Source organism: Brevundimonas sp. AVps31, from assembly GCF_058681355.1.
Genome location: NZ_CM178736.1, coordinates 388522 through 411262 on the forward strand (window position 1 = coordinate 388522; position 22741 = coordinate 411262).

The following is a 22741-nucleotide window of genomic DNA, read 5'->3' on the forward strand; positions in this document are numbered from 1 at the left end:
ATCTCCTCAGGTTCGGGGAATGAACCAGCGGCGAGCTGAGCGGTTCCGATGAACCAGAACCGCTCCACCGACGTAGGAGTGGCGTATCTTCCCGCAGGAGCCTCCATGTCATCCATTGTCCGCCCTACCTCCGCGCAGATGACGCGGCGGCTGATCGTTCTGGTCTCTGCGGTCTTCGCCGTCATCATCGCCCAGGTCCAGATGGGGCTGGGGATCGGCCAGACGGCGGCGGAATTCGCCGCCGACAGTGACGCGACCCTGAGGGTGGCAGGCTACGCCTTCGCCATCTGGGGCCTGATCTATCTGGGTCTGCTGATTTACGCCGTGCGTCAGGTTCTGCCGGCGACGGGCGAGAGTGAACTGCTGAACAGATTGGGCTGGCCTTCGGCGCTGGCCTTCCTCGGCATCGGACTGTGGATCGTGGCGGCGGCTCTGGACTGGGAACTCGGCACCATTGTGCTGATCTTCGGCTCGCTGCTGGTGCTGCTGGTCCCGCTGCTGTTGAACGCCCGGACGATCCGCGCCCTGCCCCGGGCTTCGCGAGAGCGCTGGATGGTGGTGTGGCCCCTCGCCCTGCTGGCGGGCTGGCTGGGGATTGCCGCGCCGGTGAACCTGCTGACGGTCCTGACCGGCAATGGCGACCTGCCAACGATCGTATCTCCGACGGTCTGGGCGCTGGTGGCCGTCGCGCTGGTGGCCGGCAAGGCGCTGGCGGTGACCTGGGCGCTGCGGACCCCGGCCTTCGCCCTGCCGATCGCATGGGGCCTTCTGGCCGTATTCGTGGCCGAGCAGGAGCGTAACGGCGTGCTGGCGGTCGGCGCGGTGGCGGCATCGGGACTGGTGCTGGTCGGCGCGGTGATCCTGTCGTTCCGGCTCAAGGCGCCGGTGGACCGGGCGAACTAGAATGGGCTCAGCCACGGCATTGATGGATCCCGACGTCATCCATCAATGCCGGTCAGGGCTCTAGGGCTCTTCGCCCGCCCCGACATCGAAGGCGCCCGATTCGTCGAACCCGACGCTGCCGATCCCCGTCGCCGAGCCGGTCAGGCGTTGGCGACGGCTTTTCATCGCCAGTTCCGGCGCTTGAGCCTTGAGCCGGGCAGCCTCTTCAGGATCGTTGGAGAGGTCCATCTGCTGATGGTCAGGGGTGATATCGTCGCGACTGTGCATCAATCCTCTCCATCATCATCGTCGCCATGATCATTGGCGGCCTCGCGAGCCGCGCGTTCGGCGAGGGCGCTGGCTCCGGCGTCATCAGCGGCGATGGTCGGGGCGTTCGGGTCTTCCGGCGTGGCGGCCGGATCGATGGGCTGGTCGGGCATGGGAGTATCCTTCTGTCGACGTTCCCCGATTCAATGAGCGCGCCGAGCCGATGTTCCGCGCAGCGAGGCTGACAGAAGCGCCTTCTATCGCTAGAAGGCCGGGCCATGAGCGCTCCTGAAAAGACCATGGCCGAGCTGGCCGCCGAATACGGCCTGGCTCCGAACGAATATCAGGTCGTCCTCGACCGGCTGGGCCGCGAGCCCAACCACGTCGAACTGGGCGTCTTCTCGGTGATGTGGTCCGAGCACTGCTCGTACAAGTCGTCGAAGATCCATCTGGGCAAGTTCCCGACCAAGGGACCGCGGGTCATTTGCGGGCCGGGCGAGAACGCCGGGGTCATCGACATCGATGACGGCGACGCCTGCATCTTCAAGATGGAGAGCCACAACCATCCGTCCTACATCGAGCCCTATCAGGGCGCGGCGACGGGCGTGGGCGGCATCATGCGCGACGTCTTTACCATGGGCGCGCGCCCGGTGGCCCTGCTGAACGCCCTGCGCTTCGGGGACGTCGGACACGAGAAGACCAAGCGTCTTGTCGCGGGCGTGGTCTCTGGCATCGGCGGCTATGGCAATTGCGTCGGTGTGCCGACGGTGGCGGGCGAGACGAATTTCCACGCCGGTTACAACGGCAACATCCTGGTCAACGCCATGTGCGTGGGTCTGGCGAAGTCGGACGCCATCTTCTACTCGGCAGCGCCGTCGGCGGGCCTGTCGGTGGTCTATTTCGGATCGAAGACCGGGCGCGACGGCATCCACGGCGCGACCATGTCGTCGGCGGAGTTCGATGACGAGTCCGAGTCGAAGCGCCCGACCGTGCAGGTCGGCGATCCCTTCGCCGAAAAATTGCTGATCGAGGCGACGCTGGAGCTGATGGCCTCGGGCGCGGTCGCCGCCATTCAGGACATGGGCGCCGCCGGCCTGACCTCGTCCTCGGTCGAAATGGCCGGCAAGGGCGGCGTCGGCATCGAGCTGAACATGGACGCCGTGCCCCAGCGCGAAGAGGGCATGTCGGCCTATGAGATGATGCTGTCGGAGAGCCAGGAGCGGATGCTGGCCGTCCTGAAGCCGGGCCGTGAAGCCGACGGCCATCGCATCTTCGAAAAATGGGGCCTCGACGCCGCCGTCATCGGCGTGACCACTGACACCGGCCGTCTGGTGCTGCGTCATCATGGCGAGCTGGTCTGCGACGTGCCGCTGGCCCCGCTGTTCGACGACGCACCCCTGTACGACCGTCCGTGGGTTCAGCCGGAGCTGCAGCCGCGCCTCGATCCGAAGGACGTGCCGGCGCCGGAAAACTGGACCGACGCGGTGCTGAACGTGCTGACCTGCCCGGATATGGCGTCCAAGCGCTGGATCTGGGAGCAGTACGACCGCCACGTGATGGCCGACACCCTGCAGGACTCGTCCACCGGCGCCGATGCGGGCGTGGTTCGGGTGCATGGCACGGACAAGGGGCTGGCCGTCACCAGCGACTGCACCCCCCGCTATGTGCAGGCCGACCCCTACGAGGGCGGCAAGCAGTGCGTGGCCGAGGCCTGGCGCAACCTGACCGCTGTCGGCAGCCGCCCGATCGCCATCACCGACAACCTCAACTTCGGCAATCCGCAACGGCCCGAGATCATGGGCCAGATCGTGCGGGCCATCGACGGCATGGCCGAGGCCTGCCGCGAACTGGACTTCCCCGTCGTGAGCGGCAACGTCAGCCTGTACAACGAGACCAACGGCGTCGCCATTCCGCCGACCCCGACGGTCGGCGCGGTTGGCCTGTTGCCCAACTACGACGTCGTCACCGGCTTCGGCGGTGCGGTCGAAGGCGACGTGCTGGTGCTGATCGGCGAGACGAGCGGCGAGCTGGGGTCGTCCATCTATCTGCGTGAGGTGCTGGGCCGCGAGGATGGCGCCCCGCCGCCGGTCGACCTGAAGCTGGAGCGCAAGACCGGCGACTTCGTGCGCGGTCTGATCGAGGGTGGCGAACTGACGGTCGTGCACGATTTGTCGGACGGTGGTCTGGTCGGCGCGGCGGCGGACATCGCCCTGGCATCGGACATCGGGGTCGAACTGGACGCCAGCTCGGCCGCCCACGCCCATCCCTTCCTGTTCGGCGAGGATCAGGCCCGCTATCTGGTGGCCGTCACCGACGCCAACGCCCTGATCGCCAAAGCCCACGAAGCCGGACTGCACGCCTCGGTCGTGGGTGTCGCCAAGGGCGCTGACTTCGCCTCGGCCGGTCCGAAGGGCGAGTTGTTCCGCCTGCCGCTGGCCCACCTGCGCGAGATGCACGAAAGTTGGATGCCCACCTGGATGAACGGCTGATGCGCGCGGTCGCTCTCGGTCTGACGGCTCTGATGACGCTTTCCGCCTGCGAGGGCGGCGGGGATCCGGTGGAGCAGGCCCTGCGCGAGACGGCGGCGGCAAACCATTCCGCGGTAACGCGGGAGACGGCGAGCGTTGAACCGGCGACCACGGCCGCCGCCGCAGCCGTCTGCGATATCGAGGTCACCTTCGGAAGCTACGCCGGCGGCCCCGACACTGACCTGCGCGACGCCGCACGCGCCCTGACCCGGAACAATCCGGGCGTTCTCGACGCCGAGGAAACGCCCTGGGGCCGCGAAGGCGAGAGCACCCTGTGCGTGCGGACGAAGGACGAGGTCACGGCCAACCGGATTTACGGCGCCATCGCCGCCCAGATTCCGCAGACCAGCACCCGCGCACCGACCTCGGTCCGTCACCGCGATGGACGCAGTCGGGCCTCGACCTACCCGACCACGCCCTGAGTTCCGTCCGGCGGATCAGTCCGTCGCCAGGAGGTAGTCGTTCGGCTCGACCAGGGTGTAGCCCGGCGTCGTGCTGACCAACTGGCGCAGCCAGTAGCCGTGCCCCGCACCGTAGATGACCACGATCCGGTCGCCCGGCCGCGCCACCTTCATCAGATTGGCGAATATGATCCCGTTGCGGGTGTACCAGCGGCCGTTGAGGTAGGGTCCGGGCTGCTCCGCGCCGTCGCCGAAGGCCATCAGCCCCGCATAGACGCCCTGGCCGAGGGCGACGTACTCCGGCGTGTTCATCCAAGCCAGAAGTTCGGTCACCGTACCGCTGGACTGACGGCGTTCCATCTCGGCCGACACGGTCGCCATGCGGCTGTTCAGTTCGGCGAACTGCGCCTGTTTTCCGTTGGCCTCGACCCACTGCATCACCTCGCCGAACGGGAAGTAGGACGGCTGGCCTTCGCGGTCCTGTTCGTCGATCGCGTAGACGCGCTGGAGACCCAGAGTGTGCGCCAGGCGATAGCCGATCTGGAACCGCTCATCCGGATTGGTGAGGAGATCCGCCGGGGTGAAGCCGGGCCAGGCCTGATCGCGCAGCGTGGCCGGGTCATCGGCGACCCGTTCAATGCCGATGGCGGTCGGGTTGAACCGGGCCAGCGCGCGCGCCACGACCTGAAGCTGGGCCTGCTTCTCGGGCGTCGTCACCGGATCGATGCGGGCGTTGTGAACGTCGTTGCCCGGATTATCCATGTGATAGCTGCCCAGGATCATCACCTCGATCGGCGCGGGCGCGGTCGCGGCGGTCTGGGCGACCGCGGCGGTCGGCAGGACAAGAGCGGCGAAGGCCGCGATGACTCTGAGCATGATGATCTCCCCGGAGGCTTCGCCCCTATGAGGCGATGGCTGTAGCGCACGGATGCGCCGGGGCGGGTTAAGTCTTCGACAGGTTCAGTCCTTGTCCGGGCGCGTCCGCCTCGCATGGGCGACCAAGGCCTCGAAATCGCCGTCGAACATACGGTCGACCAGAGCCCCGACCTCGTCGTCCAGCCATACATCGCGGGCGAGAACGGCGTGGTAACGCTGGCGACCATCTTCCTTTTCGGACCGGACCGCGCCCTTCTGCATCAGGCGATGCAGAAGGGTCTTGATGGTGGCGTCGCCCCACGGTTGGCGGGACTTCACCTCGTCCATCAGCGAGGCGGCGGACAGGGGCCCGCTGCGCCACAGGGCGGCGAGAACGGCGCTCTCCGCTTCGGTGACGGCGATGCGGGTCAGGACCGCAGCACCGCGCGGTCGATGCGCGCCTCGACGACCCAGTTGCAGATCACCGCGACCACGCCGGCGATCAGGCCCAGCACGAAGATGAAGGCCGCCTCGGCCACGCCGGGAGCCAGAACAGCGTAGGGCGGCGGATTGGCGCTGTTGGCGATCCCGATGTTGATCATCAGTCCGTTGTAGGCCGCGCCGAGCAGGCCAATCAAAGGCCCGCCCAGTCTCAGGGCCTGCAGATAGGCCGACCCGCCGGTGAGACGCGGCCCGGACAGGACCTTGAGCACCGTGACAACGATGGCGGCGAGCGCGGCGACAAGCAGCAACGCCATGATCAATTTCATCGGCGGGGCGGCGTCGGCGAAGACCACCGCCGGCGTGATCCGGGTCTGCGCGAGCGCGATGCCGGGGATGAGCGACGCCACGGCGCCGATGGTGATGAAGCGATGAACCGACATGACGCCCTTTCGGATTACGTTTGTAATCCGTCCAGATTACGCATGTAAACTTCTTCGTCAATCCCTGGTCAAACGACCGGGATCGCCTGGCTCAGCCGCCCGCCGACGCGGATCGGCTCGACGCGGGTGGCGAGGCCGGTCTTGTCGTCGGTCTCGACATAGACGCCGCAGATGGTCGCCGGACCGTGGGCCGGGCTGTACCGCCCGCCGGAAAGTCGGGTGGTGAAACGCCGCAGGGGCTCTTCCTTCTCGTTGCCGATAACGGAGTCATAGTCGCAACAGCCGCCGGCGTCGGTCTGGTAGGCGGTGCCGCCGGGCATGATCTGGCAGTCCGCGGTCGGGACGTGGGTGTGGGTGCCGACCACCAGGCTGGCGCGGCCGTCACAGAAGTGACCCATGGCCATCTTCTCGCTGGTCGCCTCGCAATGCATGTCGACGATGATGGCGTCGGCGGCCATGCCCAGCGGGCAGGCGGCCAGTTCCTTCTCCACCGCGCCGAACGGATCATCGACGGCGTCCATGTGGATGCGGCCCAGCGCGTTCATGACCAGCACGGTCTTGCCGGAATGGGTCTCGAACAGATTGGCGCCCGCGCCGGGGGCGTCCATCAGGCGCGGATAGTTGAGCGGACGGATAAGGCGGGGCTCGCGCACGATATAGGTCAGGGCCTCGCGCTGGTCCCAACTGTGGTTGCCCAGCGTCAGACAGTCAGCGCCGGCCATGAACAGCTCATTGGCGGTGTGCTCGGTGATGCCGAAACCGCCCGCGGCGTTCTCGGCATTGACCACCACGAAGTCGAGCTTCAGGTCGCGCTTCAGGGCGGGCAGGTGGTCGGAGAGGCCGTCGCGGCCGGACTTGCCGACCACATCGCCAAAGAACGCGAGACGCATATTCAGAATACCTTTCGGGCGGCGGTATAGCCGACCTCGGTCAGAACGCCATGCAGGCGGATATCGTGCCCCTCGACCGGCAGGCTCTCGACCTGTTGTCCGGCGTAGGCGAAGCCGATGCGGATCGCGTCGGGCAAAGCCGCGAAGGTGCGGTCATAGTAGCCGCCGCCCTGCCCCAGTCGCCCGCCGGCATCATCGAAGGCCAGCAGAGGCGTGAGGATCAGATCGGGGATGACGGTCTCCGCCAGCGGGAGAGGCGCGGGCACACCGGCCTGATCAGGCTCGAGCGGTTCGCCCGGCGCCCAGCGGCGGAAGATCATCGCGGCGTCGGGCTGGATCACCACCGGCAGGCACAGGCTGCGGCCCTGATCGATCAGGGTCAGAGACAGGGCGTCCATGTTCAGTTCCGAACCGACAGCGCGGTAGACGGCGATGAGCTCTGCGGCCGGCAGGGCGTCGGCATGAGAGGCGGCGCGCCCGGCGGCCTCAGGGTCGATCCCGGCCAGCCGCTTGCGGCGCGCGCGGGCCTCGGCGCGCAGGGCGACCTTGTTCAGCACCATCAGAGGGAGGTCCGCGCGTCCGAACGATAGGTGAGGGCGATTACGCCGAGATAGGCCGCAAGGACCACGCCGCGCGCGATCCAGGCCGCAGCGCCGTCGCCGGGCTGGACCCACGCGGTGGCGCCCATGGCCAGAACGAACACTGCGGTAGCCAGCCAGCCTTCCCAGGTCGCCGGAGATGCGCCCCAGCCGAACGCCTTGGGTCCGAACCAGCCGCGCTTCATCGTCAGCTCCTGAAGGGAAAGGGTGGCGGCGCCGTAAGAGCCGTGAAGGACGGTTTGAATCCTCTCGAGCCTGGGTAGCCAGGTGGGCTCCGCGTGCTCAACCCCACGAGGTCGAACAGGGGCAGATCCCTTCGAGTGAATTAAGGCCGCGAGGATATGTTGCCTTCGACGTGAGCCACAGCATGACCCGCCGTCGGGAAAGATAGTCGCTCGCGCCCTTTCGCGCCAGTGGCGTCACGCTTTCGGGCGCCCACAATCGCGCGGCCAGCGTCGTGGATCCCCGGATTCGGACTTTGGGTCGCTTGCAGGCGCGGTTCGAACTTGAGGGACAGCTTCCGCGCCGGACGCCGGATAGGTCGATCGGCGGGAGGTCGAAGGCGCACATGTCGATCCGGAGCGCCGGGACAGGCCCGAAGCAGGTCCGTCATGTCAGGCCTCATCAGCGGGGGAATCCCGGAAGGTCGCGTCCTGGCCCAGCAGACGACCCAGCCACGGGTGGTCCAGCGCCAGGGTGAAGGTGAAGCGGTCCTGCCCCAGATCGCGGTGAGTGATGGTCAGGGTCCCGGGCTCCGCCCAGCGCGGCAAGCGCAGCCGGAGACGACCCAGGTCGAGGAAGTAGAAGGCGCTGCGGAAGACCAGGGCTCCGTCCTCGGCCGCAACGGTCAGGGCCATGCCGAAGCCGGCGCCGACGTGTTCCTCCAGACCCGTGGGGCCGGCGAAGCGTTTGGCGCTGTGGATCACCTGCGGGAAGCCGTCCCTGCGCACATACATGCGGCTCCAGACCTGCCCCTGACCGACGGCGTCCTCGGTCACGGTGACGACGCTGACGCCGGGATGGAAGACCAACGGCAGGGGGGCGCCGATCAGGCGGGTGGCATAGGCCAGCAGCCGTCCCATCGGATGCGCCCGGACCGCCGTGACCTCGCCCCGGTAGACGACGGTGGCGCCCCCCTTCATCCGCTTGGAGAAACGACGGCGAACCGCCGGGGGGAGCGCGGCCCAGTCCCCGGCCGGAAGCAGGGCGCGAAAGCGAAGGTCCACCAGCTCGCCCTGCAGCGGAAGCGCTTCGGTCCGGATCGCGACGGCGGCCTGCATGGTCCCCTCCCCCTTGTGCCTGTTACTTGCCGCCGGGAACAAGGGCGGCGATGCGCGCGCCCAGCTTCAGCAGCGCCATCAGCTTGGGCCGGGCCACCGTGGTGATCTGCCCGTACCAGCGGTCGATTGTCTCGGTGAACTCCAGCATTTCCCTGAGCCGCTTCAGGGCGACCGGATGGACCGCGGGATCGGCCTCGGCTTCGGCCACGCAGGCGCGCAGCGTCGCCAGCGCCGGATCGATCTCCTTGGCCTTGCGCCCGGCGGCGATGCGGGAGGCGACCTCCCAGACATCGACCTCGGCCTCGAAATGATCGCGGCGGTCGCCGCGGACCGGCACCCGGCGGACCAGGTTCCAGTTCTGCAGCTCCTTGAGAGAGTTGGAGACGTTGGAGCGCGCCATCTCGAGCGACAGCGCGATGTCCTCGGCGGTCATCGGCTTCTCGGCGGTCATCAGGAAGGCGTGGATCTGGGCGACCGAACGGTTCACGCCCCAAAAGCCGCCCATCTCGCCCCAGTGCAGGACAAAGCGTTCTATAGAGCCGGGAAGTTTCGTTATTTCTGTCATAACAGAAATATCAGACAGTACGGATGGAGAGTCAAGCGCCGAACGGGTTGGTCCGGCGCTTGGGCCTGTGCGGGCGGTCAGTCGCGGGGGAAGCGGGTCGGGGCGGGTTCGTCCACCCAGTGCATCTCCAACGCGTCCGCGGTGAAGCGGAACCGAAGCCGCTCGTCATAGCCCTCGGCGGCGAACAGGCCGTCGGAGGTCATGGCCCTGAGCTTCACCTTCTGACCGTTGGCGCGGCGCCAGACGAGACCGCCCTCTTCGAACAGGATGGTGCGGATGCCGTAGCCGCCGGCCCAACGGCGAAGGCGATCGGTCGGGACCGTCGCCGGATGCATGCGGGCCTCGACACCTGCCCGGGCCCATTCCCAACCCGCCCGGTCCGTAGGATCAAGGCTCGCGCCTTGCAGCAGCCCGGTCAGGGCCAGCTCTGTGGCGGTGTCCATCGCGGTCGCCGGATCGACAGCCACGTCGGGGGCGACGCCCACGGACTCCCAGTTGGTCCCGGAGACGGGATGGACCGGTCGACCGTAGGAGACGCTGAGCATGAAACCCGGAGCGATGGGAACAAAGGTGTTGTTGTTGGCCGCGCCGGCCGTCGTTCCGCCGACCAAGGTTCCCAGATGGAACTGCTGGACATCATAGGCGAAAGCCTCCGCGGCCGAGCCGACTTGGGGGCTGATCAGGACATAGAGCGGCTTCCCGGTCAGACGCCCGGCCGGGAGGTGGTCGAGGGTGCGCGACTGGATGGGTTCCTTGCCGGCTTCCAGGAAGGTGATGTCCAGCTGATCCGGCTTCATGAAGTGACTGAGCAGGTAGCGAACCGCAGCATGATCGCCGCCGCCGTTGCCGCGCAGGTCGATGATCACGGCGTCGCCGTCCCGCAGGAAGCGCATGGCGTCGTCATAGGCCTGGCCCGTGCGATCGGCGACCCAGTGGAACTGGGTGATCCGCAGGTATCGGATGTTGCCCGGCAGGATGCGCATCTCGCCAAGCCCGCTGTTCGCGCGTCGAGCGGCGTCGGCCCAGATGGCCCGAAGCTCCGGATTGTCGAAAACGTCGCCCTCGGACGTAACGGCGGCGGCATATTCAGCCGGAGCGTTGTTCAGGTACATGTGGCCGTCGCCGCTGGCGGCGCGAAGGTCCGCGCTGACCCGTTCGGCGAAAACGCCCGCATCAACCGTGTCGTAACGGCCGGAAGACAGCACCTCATCCAGACGACCACGGATGGCCGGAACGCGCTCGGGGAAGACATAGCGGGCCTCGACGGCGGCGATGATCGCGGCGACGGCGGCGGCGCGATGTTCCGCGGTCAGGGGGACGGCGGCGGTTCGGGCCACGGCGACAGGCTGGGCCTGTTGAGCCCGCACGGGCGTGACGGCTCCGAGCGTCAGGGCGCAAACGGACAGGGCGAGGCGAAGACGGTTCATTAGTCGTTTCCCGGCAGAGCGGCGGCGGCCGCAACGAGGCGGTCATGGAAAGGTCGGCGATCCAGGGCATCGAGCGCGTGGCTCAAAACCTCGGCGAGGGGCTGGCCAATTTCCGCCTCAAGATCGGCTGAGGCGGCGGTGGTCGCGGCCCAGCAGCGCTCCAGACGCGGCAACGCCTCCAGCGCGAAGGGCGTGAGGGTTACAATGCGTTCGCGAGCGTCGGCGCCCGGCTCAAGCGACACCCAGTCTCGCGAAGCCATCTGGCTGACGGTCTGGCTGACCGCCGAGTGAGTGACGCCGGTGCGCGCGGACAACGCCCGCAGGCTGGCCGGGCCATGGTTCAGCAGGGCGCGCAGGATCGGGGTAAAACGGGGCCGGTAATCCAGCCCGGCATCGACGTAGGATTGCTCGACGGCGCCGTCGAGATGATCAATCAGGCGGCGGAGCAGCACGCCGTGGGTGCGTTGGGAGTAGGCCATAAGCGCGTTGTATAAGCGCTGTTACATTCGTGCAAATGACAACGAAGACAGGTTGGCCCGTCTGAGGTCACAATCCTTGGGCGATTTTCTCCAGCCGGGCGGCGACCGCGTTCAGCGCCTCGGCCACGCCGTCGGTGCTGGCGACAGGCTCCGCCACCGGCGCGCCGGCGGCGCCATTGGTGCGGGCCTCATGCAGCTCATCGGCCAGCAGCAGCCCCGCCATCAGAAACAGCCGCAGGTCGCCAACATGGCCGACCTCTCCGGCCACCTGCCGGACATGGCCGTCAAACTGCCCCGCGAGGGCGCGAACGCGATCTTCCTGTCCGTCAGCACAGCCGACGGCATAGGGGCGACCGTTGATCTCCACCGTCACCGTCGCCATCAGCGCCCCTCCTGCTCGGAGAGGGTCTGGCGGATCGCGTCTGCGGCGCGCGCGAGCGTTTCGGCGGCGTCGCGCCCGGCGGCTTCAAGCTCATGAATGCGGGCACGGTCGGTCTCACTGGAGGGCTGGGGCGCGAACAGGTCGTCCTCAGGCACGCGGCTGCTGCCCGCGGCGCGGCTTTTCAGATCGAGTAAGCGACGCTCGAGCAGGGCCAGCGCCCTGTCGACACGATCCTTTGCGGCCGTTGCAGCATCCATCCGGTCAGAACCTCCAGAATCCGTATAGAACCCGCGCGCGCGTCGGGGTAAAGCGGCGCGCCTCCCTTTTTCCGCCTTCCGACGAAAGGTCTCCACAGTGACCGACGCCAAAGCCGTATCCGCGAAAGCCACCCCGAAGCAGATGGCGGACGCGATCCGCGTACTGGCCATGGATGGCGTTGAAAAGGCGAAGAGTGGTCACCCGGGCATGCCGATGGGCATGGCGGACGTGGCGACGGTCCTGTTCTCGAAGTTTATGAAGTTCGACGCGAGCCGTCCCGACTGGGCCGACCGCGACCGCTTCATCCTGTCTGCCGGTCACGGCTCGATGCTGATCTACGCCCTCCTGCACCTGACCGGGTACAAGGCGGCGACGAAGGAAGAGCTTTCGAACTTCCGTCAGTGGGGCTCGAAGACGGCGGGTCACCCCGAGTACGGCCATATGCCGGGCGTCGAGGTCACCACCGGCCCGTTGGGTCAGGGTCTGGCCACCTCGGTGGGCTTCGCGCTGGCGGAACGTCATCTGGCCGCCAAGTACGGCGACGATCTGGTCGATCACCGCACCTGGGTGATCGCCGGCGACGGCTGCCTGATGGAGGGCGTGTCGCAGGAGGCCATCGCGCTGGCGGGGCGTCTGAAGCTGAACAAGCTGACGGTTCTGTGGGACGACAACGAGATCACCATTGACGGCAAGGTGTCCCTGTCGGACGCCACCGACCAGAAGGCGCGCTTCAAGGCCGCCGGCTGGGCCGTAAAGGCGGTCGACGGCCACGACATGAAGGCCATCAAGTCGGTGCTGGCCTGGGCCTCCAAGCAGGACAAGCCGACGCTGATCGCGTGCAAGACGAAGATCGGCAAGGGCGCCGCCACCATGGAAGGCAGCCACAAGACCCACGGCGCGGCGCTGGGCGCGGCCGAGATCGCGGCCACCCGGCTGGGTCTGGCCTGGGATCACGATCCGTTCGAGATGCCGGAAAACATCCTGTCGGCCTGGCACAAGGTGGGCCGGCGCGGCGCCAAGGACCGCAAGGCGTGGGAGGCCCGCCTGAACGAGTCCAAACAGGCCGCCGACTTCACCCGCGCCATGAAGGGCGACCTGCCGGACGGCGCCTTCGCCAAGCTGGACGCCAAGATCGCCGAACTGGTCGAGACCAAACCGGCCCAGGCCACCCGCCAGTCGTCGGGCGCAGCGCTGGACGAGCTGTTCGCGGCCATCCCCGAACTGGTCGGCGGCTCGGCCGACCTGACCGGCTCGAACAACACCTTCGTCAAGGACACGCCGATCCTCGACGCCCCGACCTATGAAGGCCGCTACATCAACTACGGCATCCGCGAGTTCGGCATGGCCGCGGCGATGAACGGTCTGGCCCTGCATGGCGGGGTCATCCCCTACGGCGGCACCTTCATGGTGTTTTCGGACTACAGCCGCCCGGCGATCCGGCTCGGCGCCCTGATGGGCGTGCGCGCGGTGCACGTGCTGACCCACGACTCCATCGGCCTTGGCGAGGACGGCCCGACCCACCAGCCGGTCGAGCATCTGGCCGCCCTGCGCGCCATTCCGAACCTGCTGGTCTTCCGCCCCGCCGACACGGTCGAGACGATGGAAGCCTGGAAGATCGCGCTGCAGACCAAGGACCAGCCGTCGGCCATGGCCCTGTCGCGCCAGAAGACCGCCGCCGTGCGCGTTACCGCCTCGTCGGAAAACCTGACCGCGAGGGGCGCCTATGAGCTCCGCGCCGCCAAGGGCGAGGCCAAGGCCACCCTGTTCGCCACCGGCACCGAGGTTCCGCTGGCTCTGGAAGCCGCTGATCGTCTGGAAGCCAACAACATCCCGACCCGCGTGGTCTCGGTCCCCTGCTTCGAGCTCTTCTTCCAGCAGGAAGCCGCCTATCAGGCCTCGGTCATCGGGCGCGGCACGGTTCGCGTCGCTGTCGAGGCCGCCATCCAGCAGGGCTGGGAGCGCTTCATCGGCGAGGACGGCGCCTTCGTCGGCATGACCGGCTTCGGCGCCTCGGCCCCGGCGGAGGTGCTGTACGAGAAGTTCGGCATCACCACCGAGGCGGTGGTCGCGGCGGTCAAGGCGCGGCTCTGATCCATGAGCCGCCTCGGCGCCGTCAGCCTGCTGGTTCGTGAGTACGACGAGGCGATCGCCTTCTATGTCGGCAAGCTGGGCTTCGAGCTGACCAGCGACCTCGACATGGGCGGCGGAAAGCGGTGGGTGACGGTGACGCCGAAAGGTGGAGACACCGCCCTGTTGCTGGCCAGGGCGACCACGCCGGAGCAGGCCGCCCGCGTCGGCGATCAGGCTGGCGGCCGGGTCTGGCTGTTCCTTGAGACCGACGACTTCGCCCGCGATCACGCGGCCTGGACGGCGGCGGGCGTGACCTTCCGTGAAGCGCCGCGACATGAGCCCTACGGGACGGTCGCGGTGTTCGAGGATCTGTACGGCAACGCCTGGGACCTGATCCAACCGTCCCGAACCGGAGACTGACCCCATGCGTATCGGCACCCCGCTTTCCGACTCCGCCATCCGCGTGATGCTTCTCGGCTCTGGCGAGCTGGGCAAGGAGGTGGCCATCGAGTTGCAGCGGCTGGGCGCCGAGGTGATCGCGGTGGACCGCTATCCCAACGCGCCGGCCATGCAGGTGGCGCACCGCAGCCACGTCATCCCGATGACCGATCCGCAGGTGCTGAACGGCGTCATCATGGCCGAGGCGCCGCACATCATCGTGCCGGAGATCGAGGCCATCGCCACGGACGTGCTGGCGCGCATCGAGGAAGCCGGGCTGGCGACCGTGATCCCGACCGCGCGGGCGACGCAGCTGACCATGAACCGTGAGGGCATCCGGCGACTGGCGGCCGAGGAACTGGGCCTGCCGACCAGCCCCTACGCCTTCGCCACTTCCGCGGCGGAACTGGCCGCCGCCGCGCACGAGATCGGCCTGCCGGTCTTTGTGAAGCCGGTGATGTCCTCGTCCGGAAAGGGCCAGTCGATGATCGAGGCCGTCGAGGATGCGGGCAACGCTTGGGCCTATGCCCAGTCCGGCGGGCGGGTCGAGACGGCGACGGTGATCGTCGAGGGCCGGATCGAATTCGATTTCGAGATCACCCTGCTGACCGTGCGGTCCTTGCGCGACGGGAAGGTCGTCACCGACTTCTGCGCCCCCATCGGCCACCGTCAGGTGAAGGGCGACTATGTCGAGAGCTGGCAGCCGCAGGCGATGACCGACGCCGCCCTGGCCTCGGCGCAGGACATCGGCCGCAAGGTGACGGACGCCTTGGGCGGGCTGGGCGTGTTCGGGGTCGAGCTGTTCGTGAAGGGCGACCAGGTCTGGTTCTCGGAAGTGTCCCCTCGCCCCCACGACACCGGACTGGTGACGCTGGCGACCCAGACGATGAGCGAGTTCGCCCTGCACGCCCGCGCCATCCTGGGCCTGCCGGTGGATGTCAGCCAGCGCGAGCCGGGCGCCAGCGCGGTCATCTATGGCGGCATGGACGCCGTCGGCATCGCCTATGAGGGCGTCGCCGAGGCCCTGTCGGTGCCGACCGCCGACCTGCGCCTGTTCGGCAAGCCCGAGAGTTTCGAGCGCCGCCGCATGGGCGTGGCGCTGGCGCGGGGCGTCGACACGGATCAGGCCCGCGAACGCGCCCGCGAGATCTCAGGGAAGGTCCGCCCCGTCGCGGGCTGAGGCGGCGCGCTCGCGCAGGTGAGCCAAGGCCGCCTCAAGCGGGAGATCCCGTCCCTCCCGCACGGCCAGCCAGTCATCAGCGACCGGCACGTCGGGCGTGACTCCGACCTTTTCCAGCGACCGACCATTCGGCGTGGTCATGACGATCATCCCGATGCGCAACAGGCCGCCGTCAGGCAGGTTGATGGCGCGCACGCCGGTGACCGCGCCGCGTGTCGGCCCGCCTATCACAACCGCCCTGCCTTTTTCCTGCAGCACACCCGCCAGCAGCTCGGCAGCGCTGGCTGAGCTGGGACCGGTCAGGAGGACGACCGGCCCGGCGTAAGAAGGTTTCGACGGATTGATCGTGACGCGCGTGTCGAGGATGCGTCCCTCGATGCGGGCGTAGTCCTGCTCGTCAGCGAAAAACCAGCTGGCGACCCGGCCCGAGATATCGAGGCGACCGCCGCCGTTGCTGCGCAGGTCGATGATCAGGCCCGACGGGGGCGTGTCGCCCAAACGCTCCATCTCCGCCTTGAACAGGTCGTAGCGTGTCTGATCGAAGTCATCGAAGCGGATGTAGGCGACCCCGGCGTCCAGCGATCGGGTCTCGAACCGGGCGCGCGGTTCGGTCAGCACGGCGGTAAGATCGAGGGCGTGCCGAACGTCGTGCTCGTCACGGAAGACCAGTTGGTCAGTGCGACCGACAACCGGAGGCGGGGCGACCAAAACGGGGTGTCCGTTGACCGTCTCGATCCGCCATCCGGGCTGGATGCCCGCCTCTGCGGCGGGGGTGCCGGGGCGGACGATGGAGACGTACCGGTCGTCGCCCCGCGCCGTCAGCATGAAGCCGAATCCGGCCCGGGCCTCGCCCCGTTCACGCGCCTGGACCATCTCGCGCTCAACGGGGCTGAGGGCATGGGTGTGGTCGTCATCCAGAAGCTCGAGGAGGTCGGTCAGGCGCGCGTAGAAGCCGTCCTCGTCGGGCTCGGCCACGGCGGCGGCGCGACGGTCCGCGGCCTCGGTCAGAAAGGGCACGCCGCCGAAGTCACGCTTGTAGAACAGCCGCCGGGCATAGCCGACCGATGCATCCCAGACCCGGCCGTTCAACGCCACGCGCTCCGGCGAACCGTCCGCAACCTGCACGGCCGGCGGCAGGGGCGCATTCAGCTTCTCGTAGGGAATGGACGCACACGCCGCCAGCGACAGGGCGGCGGCGAGGATAAAGGCGCGAAGGACGAAACGGCTCATGCCGATACGTTAGAGCGGAGGCGATGCGCCCGCCAAGGCGGTCTCGCCGGACAGGGCCGCAATGGCGGCGTCCAGCGCCGGGTCGCGACCTTCGCGGCGATCCTCGCGGGTGACGGCGGCATTCCTGTCCGGCGTCACGCCGCGCTTCTCCAGCCGGATACCGCCGGAGGTGACGAAGTCGGACCGGCTGAGCGTCAGACGCCCGCCGTCGGGCAGCCGGCTTTCCTGCGAGATCAAAACCGCCCCGGCAGTGCGCTCACCGACGACGACCGCGCGGCGAGCCTCCTGCAGGGCAGCCGGGGTCAGTTCGGCGGCGCTGCGGCTGTCGCTATCGACCAGAACGGCGACCGGATTGGTGATGGGCTCGCTCAGATCGCCGCAGCCACCGGCTGTGCTGAGCGTCACCGGCTGGCCGGAACGGGGCGTCCGGGTCGCCCAGGCCTGATCACGCGGCAGGAAGCAGCTGAGCACCGCATCCGCCTCGGCCAGACGCCCACCGGGATTGCCGCGCAGGTCGATGATGACGTCCGTTTCCGGAGCGACGTCGGAGAGCTGGGTTCCCATCCAGCGGCCCAGCCCCGGCTCGAACCCCTCCACGCGCAAGACCACGACGCCGGGCCGGGTCCGGTCGGCGACGAACGGCGGCCGGGCGTCCATCACGACCGGGGTCAGGTCGAGCGGGTGCGTCTGCCCTTCTTCATCGATAAAGGTGAGGTTCAGGGTGCGGCCTTCGACCACGTCCTGATCCGGGCTCCAGCGGCCGTCGCCGGTCTGCAGCCGCCAGCCGTCCAGAACGCCGGCGCGGTCCGCCGGAGAATCGGCGCGAACAGACTCGATCCGATAGTCGCCAGGATGAGCCGGGTCGGGACGCAGGGTTACGCCTATGGCGGCGCGGCGGGCGAACTGCGCATCCTGACGCCGTACGACAGCGGGTGGCGCCGCGCCGGCATGGTCGTCATCCAGCAGGCCCAGCATCTCTTCCAGGACGGCATAAAGCGTGCGGTCGTCGTGAGCCGCCAGCGCGCGTGGGCGGAAGCTGCGACGGGCCGCGTTCCAGTCCACGCCGTGCAGGCCCGGGTCGTAGTATTCCGTGCGAACTTCCCCCCAGACCTGATCGAACACCTCGCGGTTCATTCGCTCGCGCGCGACACCCGTCGATACGGACGGCGCCACAGACCGGGCTGCGGGCTCGTGACCGGACGTCGAGGCCGAGGCGAACACGGGCCCCGCGACGAGCGAGAGGCTCATGGCGGCGGCTGCGACCAGTCGGGCGACAGAATGCCGGGAGACCATTCCGTTACGTTAGGGCGCCCGTCCCGTGACAACCAAATCACGAAATCGCAGGGTTCGGATTACTCTTCGGCGGCGCCGTCGATGCGGTGTGCGAAAACATGGACGCCGTTCTCCCCGCCCCGCTCGCCGTCTTCCATGAAGCCGGAACGATCGGCGTCCATCCGGGCGAAGGCTTCGCGCAGCGGGGCGATGAACTCGGCCTCGCTGACCTTGCCGTCGCCGTCCTTGTCGAGGTCGTTGGAGGCATGGCGCTCAGAGGTCCGGAACTCCATCCCGCTGGCCCGCGCGCCGCCGGGACCGCCGGGGCGGGTGCGGACGATCACGCGGGGCTCGGAGTCGGGGCCGTCAGGCCTGACGAAGACCATGGTGCGCTCGCCGTCCCGCTCAGGACGGGCCGCGCGTTCACCGCGCGATCCCGGACGGCGCAGTTCGAAGCGTTCGATGTCGCCGCCCAAGGTATGGACGGTGACACTGGCGTCTTCCGTCCCGGTGTTCGCGGTCAGTTCGTCACGCGACAGGCGGCCGTCGCCGTCTCTGTCCATCTTTGAGAAGGCGTCGTTCACGGGCGCGGCGAACTCCTCACGCGTGACCAGACCGTCATCGTCGGCGTCGAGCGAGCCGGGACCGTCGGAGCCGGCGCCCACGAATACGATGCGGCTGTGGACTTCCACCGAGGGACCCGGCGGGGGCGGAGGGGTCTGCAGGAGGTTGGCGGACAGGGCGATCAGGGTCAGCATCGGATCAAAGCTCCGGGTTTCGATCCCTTATTGGAACATCCTCGCCTTGCGGCGATATTTCAGCGTTCCGCCGGAATGTTTCAGCTCTGAAATGACGGGGACGCGCGCGTCCGTCAGAATGACCGCATGCAAACAGACGCCCCACGCATTCTCGTCGTCGACGATGACCCCGGCATCCGTGAAGTGCTGTGCGATTATCTGGGCCAGCACGGATACGATCCTGTCGGCGCCGCCTCTGCGGCCGAGATGGATCGCGCCATCGCGAGCCGGACGCCGGACCTGATCGTGCTGGACCTGATGATGCCGGGGGAGGACGGGCTGTCCGTCTGTCGCCGCCTCTCGGGCAAGGGCACGCCGATCGTGATGCTGAGCGCCATGGGCGAGGACACCGACCGGATCATCGGTCTGGAACTGGGGGCTGACGACTATCTGGCCAAGCCCTGCAATCCGCGAGAACTGCTCGCGCGGGTGCGGGCTGTGTTGCGTCGTCCGCGCGAGGAACCCGCCAACGCAAGCGGCCCGGCCCTGTCCTTCGCCGGGTGGCGGCTGGACCTGCTGCGTCGGGAACTGACCCGCCCGGACGGCGGGCTGGCGAGCCTGTCGGCCGGAGAGTTCGCCCTGTTGCGCGCCTTCGCCGAGCGGCCGGGCCGGGTGCTGACGCGTGATCAACTGCTGGAGAGCGCCCGCGGAAGCGACGCCGAGGTGTTCGATCGCGCGATGGACGTGCAGATCAGCCGCCTGCGCAAGAAGCTGGATGACGGCTCCGGCCTGGAGATGATCCAGACCCTGCGCGGCGAGGGCTATATGTTCGACGTGAAGGTGGAACGTCTGAGAGGCACGGCTTGAAACGCCCATCCGCCTTTCCCGTCTTCGTGCAGGTCGCGGCGCTGGCCGCCGTGGCCCTGATCCTGTCGCAGGCGGTGACCTTCGGGCTGGTCGTGCTGTCGCCCGACCCCCGACCGGTGGGATTCAGCATCGACGCCGCGAGCCGCGCGCTGAAGGGCGAAGCGGCGGAAACCTCGGACGGTCGTCCCCTGAGTCGTCGCTTCACAAACGAACCGGCCCGACAGACGGATCGTGACGCGAACGATCCCATCGCCATCGCGATCGCCGCCTCGCTGGCGGATCGGCTGGATGTGCCGGCGTCGAAGGTGCGCGTCTCGGTCGAGCGGGGTCCGCCCCGGCGACGGGGGCCGGACCGCGACGGCCCCGGCAAGGGCCCGGGCCCCCGAGAACTCGACTTCATCTTCGTCCGGCCCGACGGCGCGACGTCGACGAAAGGCATCACCGGCGGCAAAGTCCGCACCACGCCCACACCGGGTGTTTCGCCGGATACCGGGCAAGCCACCCGCTTCACGATGCGTCGTCCCGACGGCGGCTCCGGGCAGATCCTGGTCAACTCGACGGTGCAGCAGTTCACCATCCGGGCGGACCGCCTGACCTTCGCGCCCTTCACCGCTTCGGTGGAACAGGATGACGGGCGCTGGGCCGTGGTGGAGCCACCGCACGGCCTGCTGTCGCCCTGGCAACAGCGTGTTTTGCTGGGTCTGGTGATTTCCATGCTGCTGCTGGCGCCGCTGGTGTGGTGGATGGCGCGGCGGCTGACCCGCCCCATCCGTCTGTTCGCGGACGCCGCCGAGCGACTGGGCGCCGATCCCGAGGCCGAACCGCTGAAACCCTCGGGGCCCCGGGAGGTCCGGACAGCGATCCATGCCTTCAATGACATGCAGGCGTCGCTGCGCGATCACATGCGGCAGCGGACCCAGACTGTCGCGGCCATCGCCCATGACCTGCGAACGCCGCTGACCCGCCTGCGCTTCCGGGCCGAGTCCGCGCCGGAGGCGGTGCGCGACCGGATGGCGGCGGACATCGAGGAGATGGACGCCCTGATCGCCCAGGCCATGGCCTTCGTGCGCGGCGACACGACGCCGGAGCGCCGCGAGACGGTTGATCTGGACGCCCTGGCCGCCGACTGCGCAGCGGGGTTCGCGGAGACCGCGGCCGATGTGACCTTCGACGGCGGCGCCTATCTGAACGTAATGGCAGACCCGGCAGCGCTTCGGCGGGCGCTGGGCAACCTGATCGGCAATGCGGTGAAGTACGGCGGCGCGGCGCGGGTGAGGGCCTTCGCCCTGGACGGCGCAGCGGTCATCACGGTGGAGGATGACGGCCCCGGGTTGGCGCAACATGAACTGGAGCCGGTGTTCGAACCCTTCCGGCGCGGCGAGCAGTCGCGCAATCGCGAGACCGGGGGCGCCGGTCTGGGTCTGACCGTGGCCCGTCAGGCGGCGCGGGCCTTCGGCGGCGAAGTGACGCTGGCCAATCGCCCCGGCGGCGGCCTGTCCGCCCGTCTGCACGTGCCGCTGAAGACAGGCTGAGCCGTTTCAGCGTTACAGTTCATCACGTCTTGTTACGCCCCCGGGGTTGAATCACCGGGCGCGGGGTATCATTGAAGCGCCACCCCTGAACACCGCGCTTCCAAAGGAGCCTCGCCCATGACCGTTCGCGTCGCCATCAACGGCTTCGGCCGCATCGGCCGCCTCGTCCTCCGTTCGATCGTCGAGCATGGTCGTCGTGACATCGAGGTCGTGGCGATCAACGATCTGGGTCCGGTCGCCACCAACGCCCACCTGCTGAAGTATGACTCGGTCCACGGTCGTTTCCCCGGCACGATCACTTCGGGAGAAGACTGGATCGACGTGGGTCTGGGCAAGATCAAGGTCACGGCCGAGCGCGATCCGGCGAACCTGCCGCACAAGGACCTGAACGTGGACATCGCGTTCGAGTGCACCGGCATCTTCACCGCCAAAGACAAGGCCGAGGCTCACCTGAAGGCCGGCGCCAAGCGGGTGCTGATCTCGGCGCCCGGCGACAACGCCGACAAGACCATCGTCTACAAGGTCAACCATGAGACCCTGACCGCCGACGACATCATCGTCTCGAACGGGTCGTGCACCACCAACGCCCTGGCCCCAGTCGCCAAGGTGCTGAACGATCTGTTCGGCATCGAGCGCGGCTATATGACCACGATCCACAGCTACACCGGCGACCAGCCGACGCTGGATACGATGCACAAGGATCTGTACCGGGGCCGCGCCGCCGCCCTGTCGATGATCCCGACCTCGACCGGCGCCGCCAAGGCCCTGGGTCTGGTGCTGCCGGAACTGAAGGGCAAGCTGGACGGCTCGTCGATCCGCGTGCCGACCCCGAACGTCTCGGTCGTCGATCTGAAGGTCGTGGCCGGTCGCGACGTGACTGTGGAGGAGGTCAACGCCGCCCTGCAGGCCGCCGCCGACGGCCCGATGAAGGGCGTTCTGTTCACCACCGACGAGGCCCTGGTCTCCAGCGACCTGAACCACATCGCCGCCTCCTCGACCGCCGCCCTGCCCCAGACCCAGGTGGTCGACGGCAAGCTGGTGCGCGTGCTGAGCTGGTACGACAACGAGTGGGGCTTCGCGACGCGGATGGCCGACACCGCGCTCGTGATGGCGAAATTCCTCTGATGAATCAGCCGGGGGCGAAAGACGATCTGACTTCCGTCCCCGGCGCCGTCGGCCTTAGCTACGTTTCCTCACCGGAGCAGTCGGTGTCGGAATGGTCGGATGCCGTTTACCGCGAGCTTCGTGATTGGGCCGAAGCCAGAACCGGACGTTGGGAATGGTGGGAACCGGGCTATCTGGTTCTCCGGATCGAGGCGCATGAAGGTTCACCCGTCGAACCCGTTGTGCTCGATACCTACGAAGACGAACTCACGGTGACTTTCGGTTTCTGGGAAACACACCTCCCGGACGACGGATCTCACGATGAAGATGACTCAAGCCGCGCATGCGCGGCGGCGAGGCTTTTGGTTTCGGACTGGTTGGACGGCCGCATCGCGACGGCGATCTACTTCGATGCCGACGACAAATGGTGTGGATCGAAACTGATTGAGAATCCCGAAGACACGGCTCCTCTAAGCGATATCGCGTCCATAGCGGACTTCCGCCCCGCTCGCGTAGAGGTTCGAAAATCGAAAAGGGTGGAGTGGCGACACTTCCACCTTGAGAACGGCAAACTCGGCGAACCGGCGTAGAGACGCGCCGCACGATAGTGAGAT

At 67.9% G+C, this 22741-nt stretch carries 27 protein-coding genes and 1 other RNA gene; 10 read left to right on the forward strand and 18 right to left on the reverse strand.

Annotation, left to right across the window (positions count from 1 at the left end):
* Nucleotides 1–105 precede the first annotated feature (105 nt).
* Nucleotides 106–903, forward strand: a complete 798-nt coding sequence (locus ACW174_RS01785; protein ID WP_492015981.1) for a TspO-related membrane protein — start codon at nt 106–108, stop codon at nt 901–903.
* Between the two features lie 60 nt (nt 904–963).
* Here ACW174_RS01785 and ACW174_RS01790 read toward each other — a convergent pair whose 3' ends face one another.
* Both ACW174_RS01790 and ACW174_RS01795 read right to left on the reverse strand, forming a co-directional pair.
* A complete protein-coding gene (locus tag ACW174_RS01790) occupies nt 964–1170 on the reverse strand; it encodes a hypothetical protein (protein WP_492015982.1) in 207 nt (68 codons plus the stop codon).
* On the reverse strand, nt 1170–1322 hold the full coding sequence (locus ACW174_RS01795) for a hypothetical protein (protein WP_492015983.1): 153 nt from the start codon (nt 1320–1322) through the stop codon (nt 1170–1172). The genes ACW174_RS01790 and ACW174_RS01795 overlap by 1 nt, the downstream gene beginning before the upstream one ends.
* A gap of 105 nt (nt 1323–1427) precedes the next feature.
* Between ACW174_RS01795 and purL the strand changes: the two genes are divergently transcribed.
* Both purL and ACW174_RS01805 read left to right on the forward strand, forming a co-directional pair.
* Nucleotides 1428–3638, forward strand: a complete 2211-nt coding sequence (gene purL / locus ACW174_RS01800; protein WP_492015984.1) for a phosphoribosylformylglycinamidine synthase subunit PurL — start codon at nt 1428–1430, stop codon at nt 3636–3638.
* Complete coding sequence (locus tag ACW174_RS01805) at nt 3638–4099, forward strand: hypothetical protein (protein ID WP_492015985.1); 462 nt, start codon at nt 3638–3640, stop codon at nt 4097–4099. The genes purL and ACW174_RS01805 overlap by 1 nt, the downstream gene beginning before the upstream one ends.
* Nucleotides 4100–4114: 15 nt before the next feature.
* Here ACW174_RS01805 and ACW174_RS01810 read toward each other — a convergent pair whose 3' ends face one another.
* The 13 genes from ACW174_RS01810 to ACW174_RS01870 all read right to left on the reverse strand — a co-directional run bounded on the left by ACW174_RS01810 (nt 4115) and on the right by ACW174_RS01870 (nt 11696).
* On the reverse strand, nt 4115–4954 hold the full coding sequence (locus ACW174_RS01810; protein WP_492015986.1) for a DUF5694 domain-containing protein: 840 nt from the start codon (nt 4952–4954) through the stop codon (nt 4115–4117).
* A gap of 84 nt (nt 4955–5038) precedes the next feature.
* The gene (locus tag ACW174_RS01815; protein ID WP_492017227.1) at nt 5039–5413 is read right to left on the reverse strand and encodes a BlaI/MecI/CopY family transcriptional regulator; all 375 of its coding nucleotides are present in this window, start codon (nt 5411–5413) and stop codon (nt 5039–5041) included.
* Nucleotides 5362–5817: a MotA/TolQ/ExbB proton channel family protein gene (locus ACW174_RS01820; protein WP_492015987.1), complete on the reverse strand. Its 456-nt coding sequence runs from the start codon at nt 5815–5817 to the stop codon at nt 5362–5364. Before ACW174_RS01820 ends, ACW174_RS01815 begins: the two co-directional genes overlap by 52 nt.
* 68 nt (nt 5818–5885) lie before the next feature.
* Nucleotides 5886–6707 carry a TIGR00282 family metallophosphoesterase gene (locus ACW174_RS01825; RefSeq protein ID WP_492015988.1) on the reverse strand — a complete coding sequence of 274 codons (822 nt, stop codon included), beginning with the start codon at nt 6705–6707 and terminating at the stop codon, nt 5886–5888.
* Nucleotides 6708–6709: 2 nt separating this feature from the next.
* Nucleotides 6710–7267, reverse strand: coding sequence for a 5-formyltetrahydrofolate cyclo-ligase (locus tag ACW174_RS01830; protein ID WP_492015989.1), 558 nt, complete (start codon nt 7265–7267; stop codon nt 6710–6712).
* Nucleotides 7267–7491, reverse strand: coding sequence for a hypothetical protein (locus ACW174_RS01835; protein WP_492015990.1), 225 nt, complete (start codon nt 7489–7491; stop codon nt 7267–7269). Before ACW174_RS01835 ends, ACW174_RS01830 begins: the two co-directional genes overlap by 1 nt.
* A gap of 24 nt (nt 7492–7515) precedes the next feature.
* Nucleotides 7516–7678: non-coding RNA, 6S RNA (gene ssrS, locus ACW174_RS01840), on the reverse strand.
* 242 nt (nt 7679–7920) lie between these two features.
* Complete coding sequence (locus ACW174_RS01845) at nt 7921–8586, reverse strand: DUF4166 domain-containing protein (RefSeq protein WP_492015991.1); 666 nt, start codon at nt 8584–8586, stop codon at nt 7921–7923.
* A gap of 22 nt (nt 8587–8608) precedes the next feature.
* The gene (locus tag ACW174_RS01850; protein WP_492015992.1) at nt 8609–9151 is read right to left on the reverse strand and encodes a GbsR/MarR family transcriptional regulator; all 543 of its coding nucleotides are present in this window, start codon (nt 9149–9151) and stop codon (nt 8609–8611) included.
* 77 nt (nt 9152–9228) lie between these two features.
* Complete coding sequence (locus ACW174_RS01855; RefSeq protein ID WP_492015993.1) at nt 9229–10578, reverse strand: S41 family peptidase; 1350 nt, start codon at nt 10576–10578, stop codon at nt 9229–9231.
* Nucleotides 10578–11057 carry a MarR family winged helix-turn-helix transcriptional regulator gene (locus ACW174_RS01860; protein ID WP_492015994.1) on the reverse strand — a complete coding sequence of 160 codons (480 nt, stop codon included), beginning with the start codon at nt 11055–11057 and terminating at the stop codon, nt 10578–10580. The genes ACW174_RS01855 and ACW174_RS01860 overlap by 1 nt, the downstream gene beginning before the upstream one ends.
* Before the next feature lie 67 nt (nt 11058–11124).
* Entirely contained in the window at nt 11125–11439 is a 315-nt protein-coding gene (locus tag ACW174_RS01865; RefSeq protein ID WP_492015995.1) for a cell division protein ZapA, read from the reverse strand.
* Entirely contained in the window at nt 11439–11696 is a 258-nt protein-coding gene (locus ACW174_RS01870) for a hypothetical protein (RefSeq protein ID WP_492015996.1), read from the reverse strand. The genes ACW174_RS01865 and ACW174_RS01870 overlap by 1 nt, the downstream gene beginning before the upstream one ends.
* 142 nt (nt 11697–11838) lie before the next feature.
* Between ACW174_RS01870 and tkt the strand changes: the two genes are divergently transcribed.
* The 3 genes from tkt to purT are packed head-to-tail and all read left to right on the forward strand — an operon-like array spanning nt 11839 to nt 15385.
* Nucleotides 11839–13788 (forward strand): transketolase, encoded by a 1950-nt coding sequence (gene tkt / locus ACW174_RS01875; RefSeq protein ID WP_492017228.1) that lies wholly within the window; start codon nt 11839–11841, stop codon nt 13786–13788.
* 3 nt (nt 13789–13791) lie between these two features.
* Nucleotides 13792–14187 (forward strand): VOC family protein, encoded by a 396-nt coding sequence (locus ACW174_RS01880; protein WP_492015997.1) that lies wholly within the window; start codon nt 13792–13794, stop codon nt 14185–14187.
* A gap of 4 nt (nt 14188–14191) precedes the next feature.
* Nucleotides 14192–15385 (forward strand): formate-dependent phosphoribosylglycinamide formyltransferase, encoded by a 1194-nt coding sequence (gene purT, locus ACW174_RS01885; protein WP_492015998.1) that lies wholly within the window; start codon nt 14192–14194, stop codon nt 15383–15385.
* Here purT and ACW174_RS01890 read toward each other — a convergent pair.
* From ACW174_RS01890 to ACW174_RS01900, 3 genes are all read right to left on the reverse strand, one after another.
* Nucleotides 15356–16615, reverse strand: a complete 1260-nt coding sequence (locus tag ACW174_RS01890; RefSeq protein WP_492015999.1) for a S41 family peptidase — start codon at nt 16613–16615, stop codon at nt 15356–15358. The genes purT and ACW174_RS01890 overlap by 30 nt on opposite strands.
* A gap of 9 nt (nt 16616–16624) precedes the next feature.
* Complete coding sequence (locus ACW174_RS01895; protein ID WP_492016000.1) at nt 16625–17863, reverse strand: S41 family peptidase; 1239 nt, start codon at nt 17861–17863, stop codon at nt 16625–16627.
* Nucleotides 17864–17967: 104 nt separating this feature from the next.
* Nucleotides 17968–18645, reverse strand: a complete 678-nt coding sequence (locus tag ACW174_RS01900; protein ID WP_492016001.1) for an EF-hand domain-containing protein — start codon at nt 18643–18645, stop codon at nt 17968–17970.
* Between the two features lie 126 nt (nt 18646–18771).
* Between ACW174_RS01900 and ACW174_RS01905 the strand changes: the two genes are divergently transcribed.
* The 4 genes from ACW174_RS01905 to ACW174_RS01920 all read left to right on the forward strand — a co-directional run bounded on the left by ACW174_RS01905 (nt 18772) and on the right by ACW174_RS01920 (nt 22717).
* Nucleotides 18772–19491: a response regulator gene (locus ACW174_RS01905; RefSeq protein WP_492016002.1), complete on the forward strand. Its 720-nt coding sequence runs from the start codon at nt 18772–18774 to the stop codon at nt 19489–19491.
* Entirely contained in the window at nt 19488–21023 is a 1536-nt protein-coding gene (locus ACW174_RS01910) for an ATP-binding protein (RefSeq protein WP_492016003.1), read from the forward strand. The genes ACW174_RS01905 and ACW174_RS01910 overlap by 4 nt, the downstream gene beginning before the upstream one ends.
* A 117-nt stretch (nt 21024–21140) precedes the next feature.
* Complete coding sequence (gene gap, locus ACW174_RS01915) at nt 21141–22148, forward strand: type I glyceraldehyde-3-phosphate dehydrogenase (RefSeq protein WP_492016004.1); 1008 nt, start codon at nt 21141–21143, stop codon at nt 22146–22148.
* Nucleotides 22148–22717, forward strand: a complete 570-nt coding sequence (locus ACW174_RS01920) for a hypothetical protein (RefSeq protein WP_492016005.1) — start codon at nt 22148–22150, stop codon at nt 22715–22717. The genes gap and ACW174_RS01920 overlap by 1 nt, the downstream gene beginning before the upstream one ends.
* Nucleotides 22718–22741: the final 24 nt, after the last annotated feature.

Excerpts from the sequence above, each read along its gene's own strand:
- ACW174_RS01805 (WP_492015985.1), top strand. The coding sequence starts at position 3,638 with ATGCGCGCGGTCGCTCTCGGTCTGACGGCTCTGATGACGCTTTCCGCC.
- ACW174_RS01835 (WP_492015990.1), bottom strand. The coding sequence starts at position 7,491 with ATGAAGCGCGGCTGGTTCGGACCCAAGGCGTTCGGCTGGGGCGCATCT.
- ACW174_RS01845 (WP_492015991.1), bottom strand. The coding sequence starts at position 8,586 with ATGCAGGCCGCCGTCGCGATCCGGACCGAAGCGCTTCCGCTGCAGGGC.
- purT (WP_492015998.1), top strand. The coding sequence starts at position 14,192 with ATGCGTATCGGCACCCCGCTTTCCGACTCCGCCATCCGCGTGATGCTT.
- ACW174_RS01880 (WP_492015997.1), top strand. The coding sequence starts at position 13,792 with ATGAGCCGCCTCGGCGCCGTCAGCCTGCTGGTTCGTGAGTACGACGAG.
- ACW174_RS01900 (WP_492016001.1), bottom strand. The coding sequence starts at position 18,645 with ATGCTGACCCTGATCGCCCTGTCCGCCAACCTCCTGCAGACCCCTCCG.
- ACW174_RS01895 (WP_492016000.1), bottom strand. The coding sequence starts at position 17,863 with ATGAGCCTCTCGCTCGTCGCGGGGCCCGTGTTCGCCTCGGCCTCGACG.
- ACW174_RS01870 (WP_492015996.1), bottom strand. The coding sequence starts at position 11,696 with ATGGATGCTGCAACGGCCGCAAAGGATCGTGTCGACAGGGCGCTGGCC.
- ACW174_RS01850 (WP_492015992.1), bottom strand. The coding sequence starts at position 9,151 with ATGACAGAAATAACGAAACTTCCCGGCTCTATAGAACGCTTTGTCCTG.
- ACW174_RS01905 (WP_492016002.1), top strand. The coding sequence starts at position 18,772 with ATGCAAACAGACGCCCCACGCATTCTCGTCGTCGACGATGACCCCGGC.
- ACW174_RS01795 (WP_492015983.1), bottom strand. The coding sequence starts at position 1,322 with ATGCCCGACCAGCCCATCGATCCGGCCGCCACGCCGGAAGACCCGAAC.
- ACW174_RS01890 (WP_492015999.1), bottom strand. The coding sequence starts at position 16,615 with ATGAGCCGTTTCGTCCTTCGCGCCTTTATCCTCGCCGCCGCCCTGTCG.
- ACW174_RS01920 (WP_492016005.1), top strand. The coding sequence starts at position 22,148 with ATGAATCAGCCGGGGGCGAAAGACGATCTGACTTCCGTCCCCGGCGCC.
- ACW174_RS01855 (WP_492015993.1), bottom strand. The coding sequence starts at position 10,578 with ATGAACCGTCTTCGCCTCGCCCTGTCCGTTTGCGCCCTGACGCTCGGA.
- ACW174_RS01830 (WP_492015989.1), bottom strand. The coding sequence starts at position 7,267 with ATGGTGCTGAACAAGGTCGCCCTGCGCGCCGAGGCCCGCGCGCGCCGC.
- ACW174_RS01790 (WP_492015982.1), bottom strand. The coding sequence starts at position 1,170 with ATGCACAGTCGCGACGATATCACCCCTGACCATCAGCAGATGGACCTC.
- ACW174_RS01825 (WP_492015988.1), bottom strand. The coding sequence starts at position 6,707 with ATGCGTCTCGCGTTCTTTGGCGATGTGGTCGGCAAGTCCGGCCGCGAC.
- ACW174_RS01785 (WP_492015981.1), top strand. The coding sequence starts at position 106 with ATGTCATCCATTGTCCGCCCTACCTCCGCGCAGATGACGCGGCGGCTG.
- purL (WP_492015984.1), top strand. The coding sequence starts at position 1,428 with ATGAGCGCTCCTGAAAAGACCATGGCCGAGCTGGCCGCCGAATACGGC.
- tkt (WP_492017228.1), top strand. The coding sequence starts at position 11,839 with ATGGCGGACGCGATCCGCGTACTGGCCATGGATGGCGTTGAAAAGGCG.
- ACW174_RS01820 (WP_492015987.1), bottom strand. The coding sequence starts at position 5,817 with ATGTCGGTTCATCGCTTCATCACCATCGGCGCCGTGGCGTCGCTCATC.
- ACW174_RS01810 (WP_492015986.1), bottom strand. The coding sequence starts at position 4,954 with ATGCTCAGAGTCATCGCGGCCTTCGCCGCTCTTGTCCTGCCGACCGCC.
- ACW174_RS01860 (WP_492015994.1), bottom strand. The coding sequence starts at position 11,057 with ATGGCCTACTCCCAACGCACCCACGGCGTGCTGCTCCGCCGCCTGATT.
- ACW174_RS01865 (WP_492015995.1), bottom strand. The coding sequence starts at position 11,439 with ATGGCGACGGTGACGGTGGAGATCAACGGTCGCCCCTATGCCGTCGGC.
- gap (WP_492016004.1), top strand. The coding sequence starts at position 21,141 with ATGACCGTTCGCGTCGCCATCAACGGCTTCGGCCGCATCGGCCGCCTC.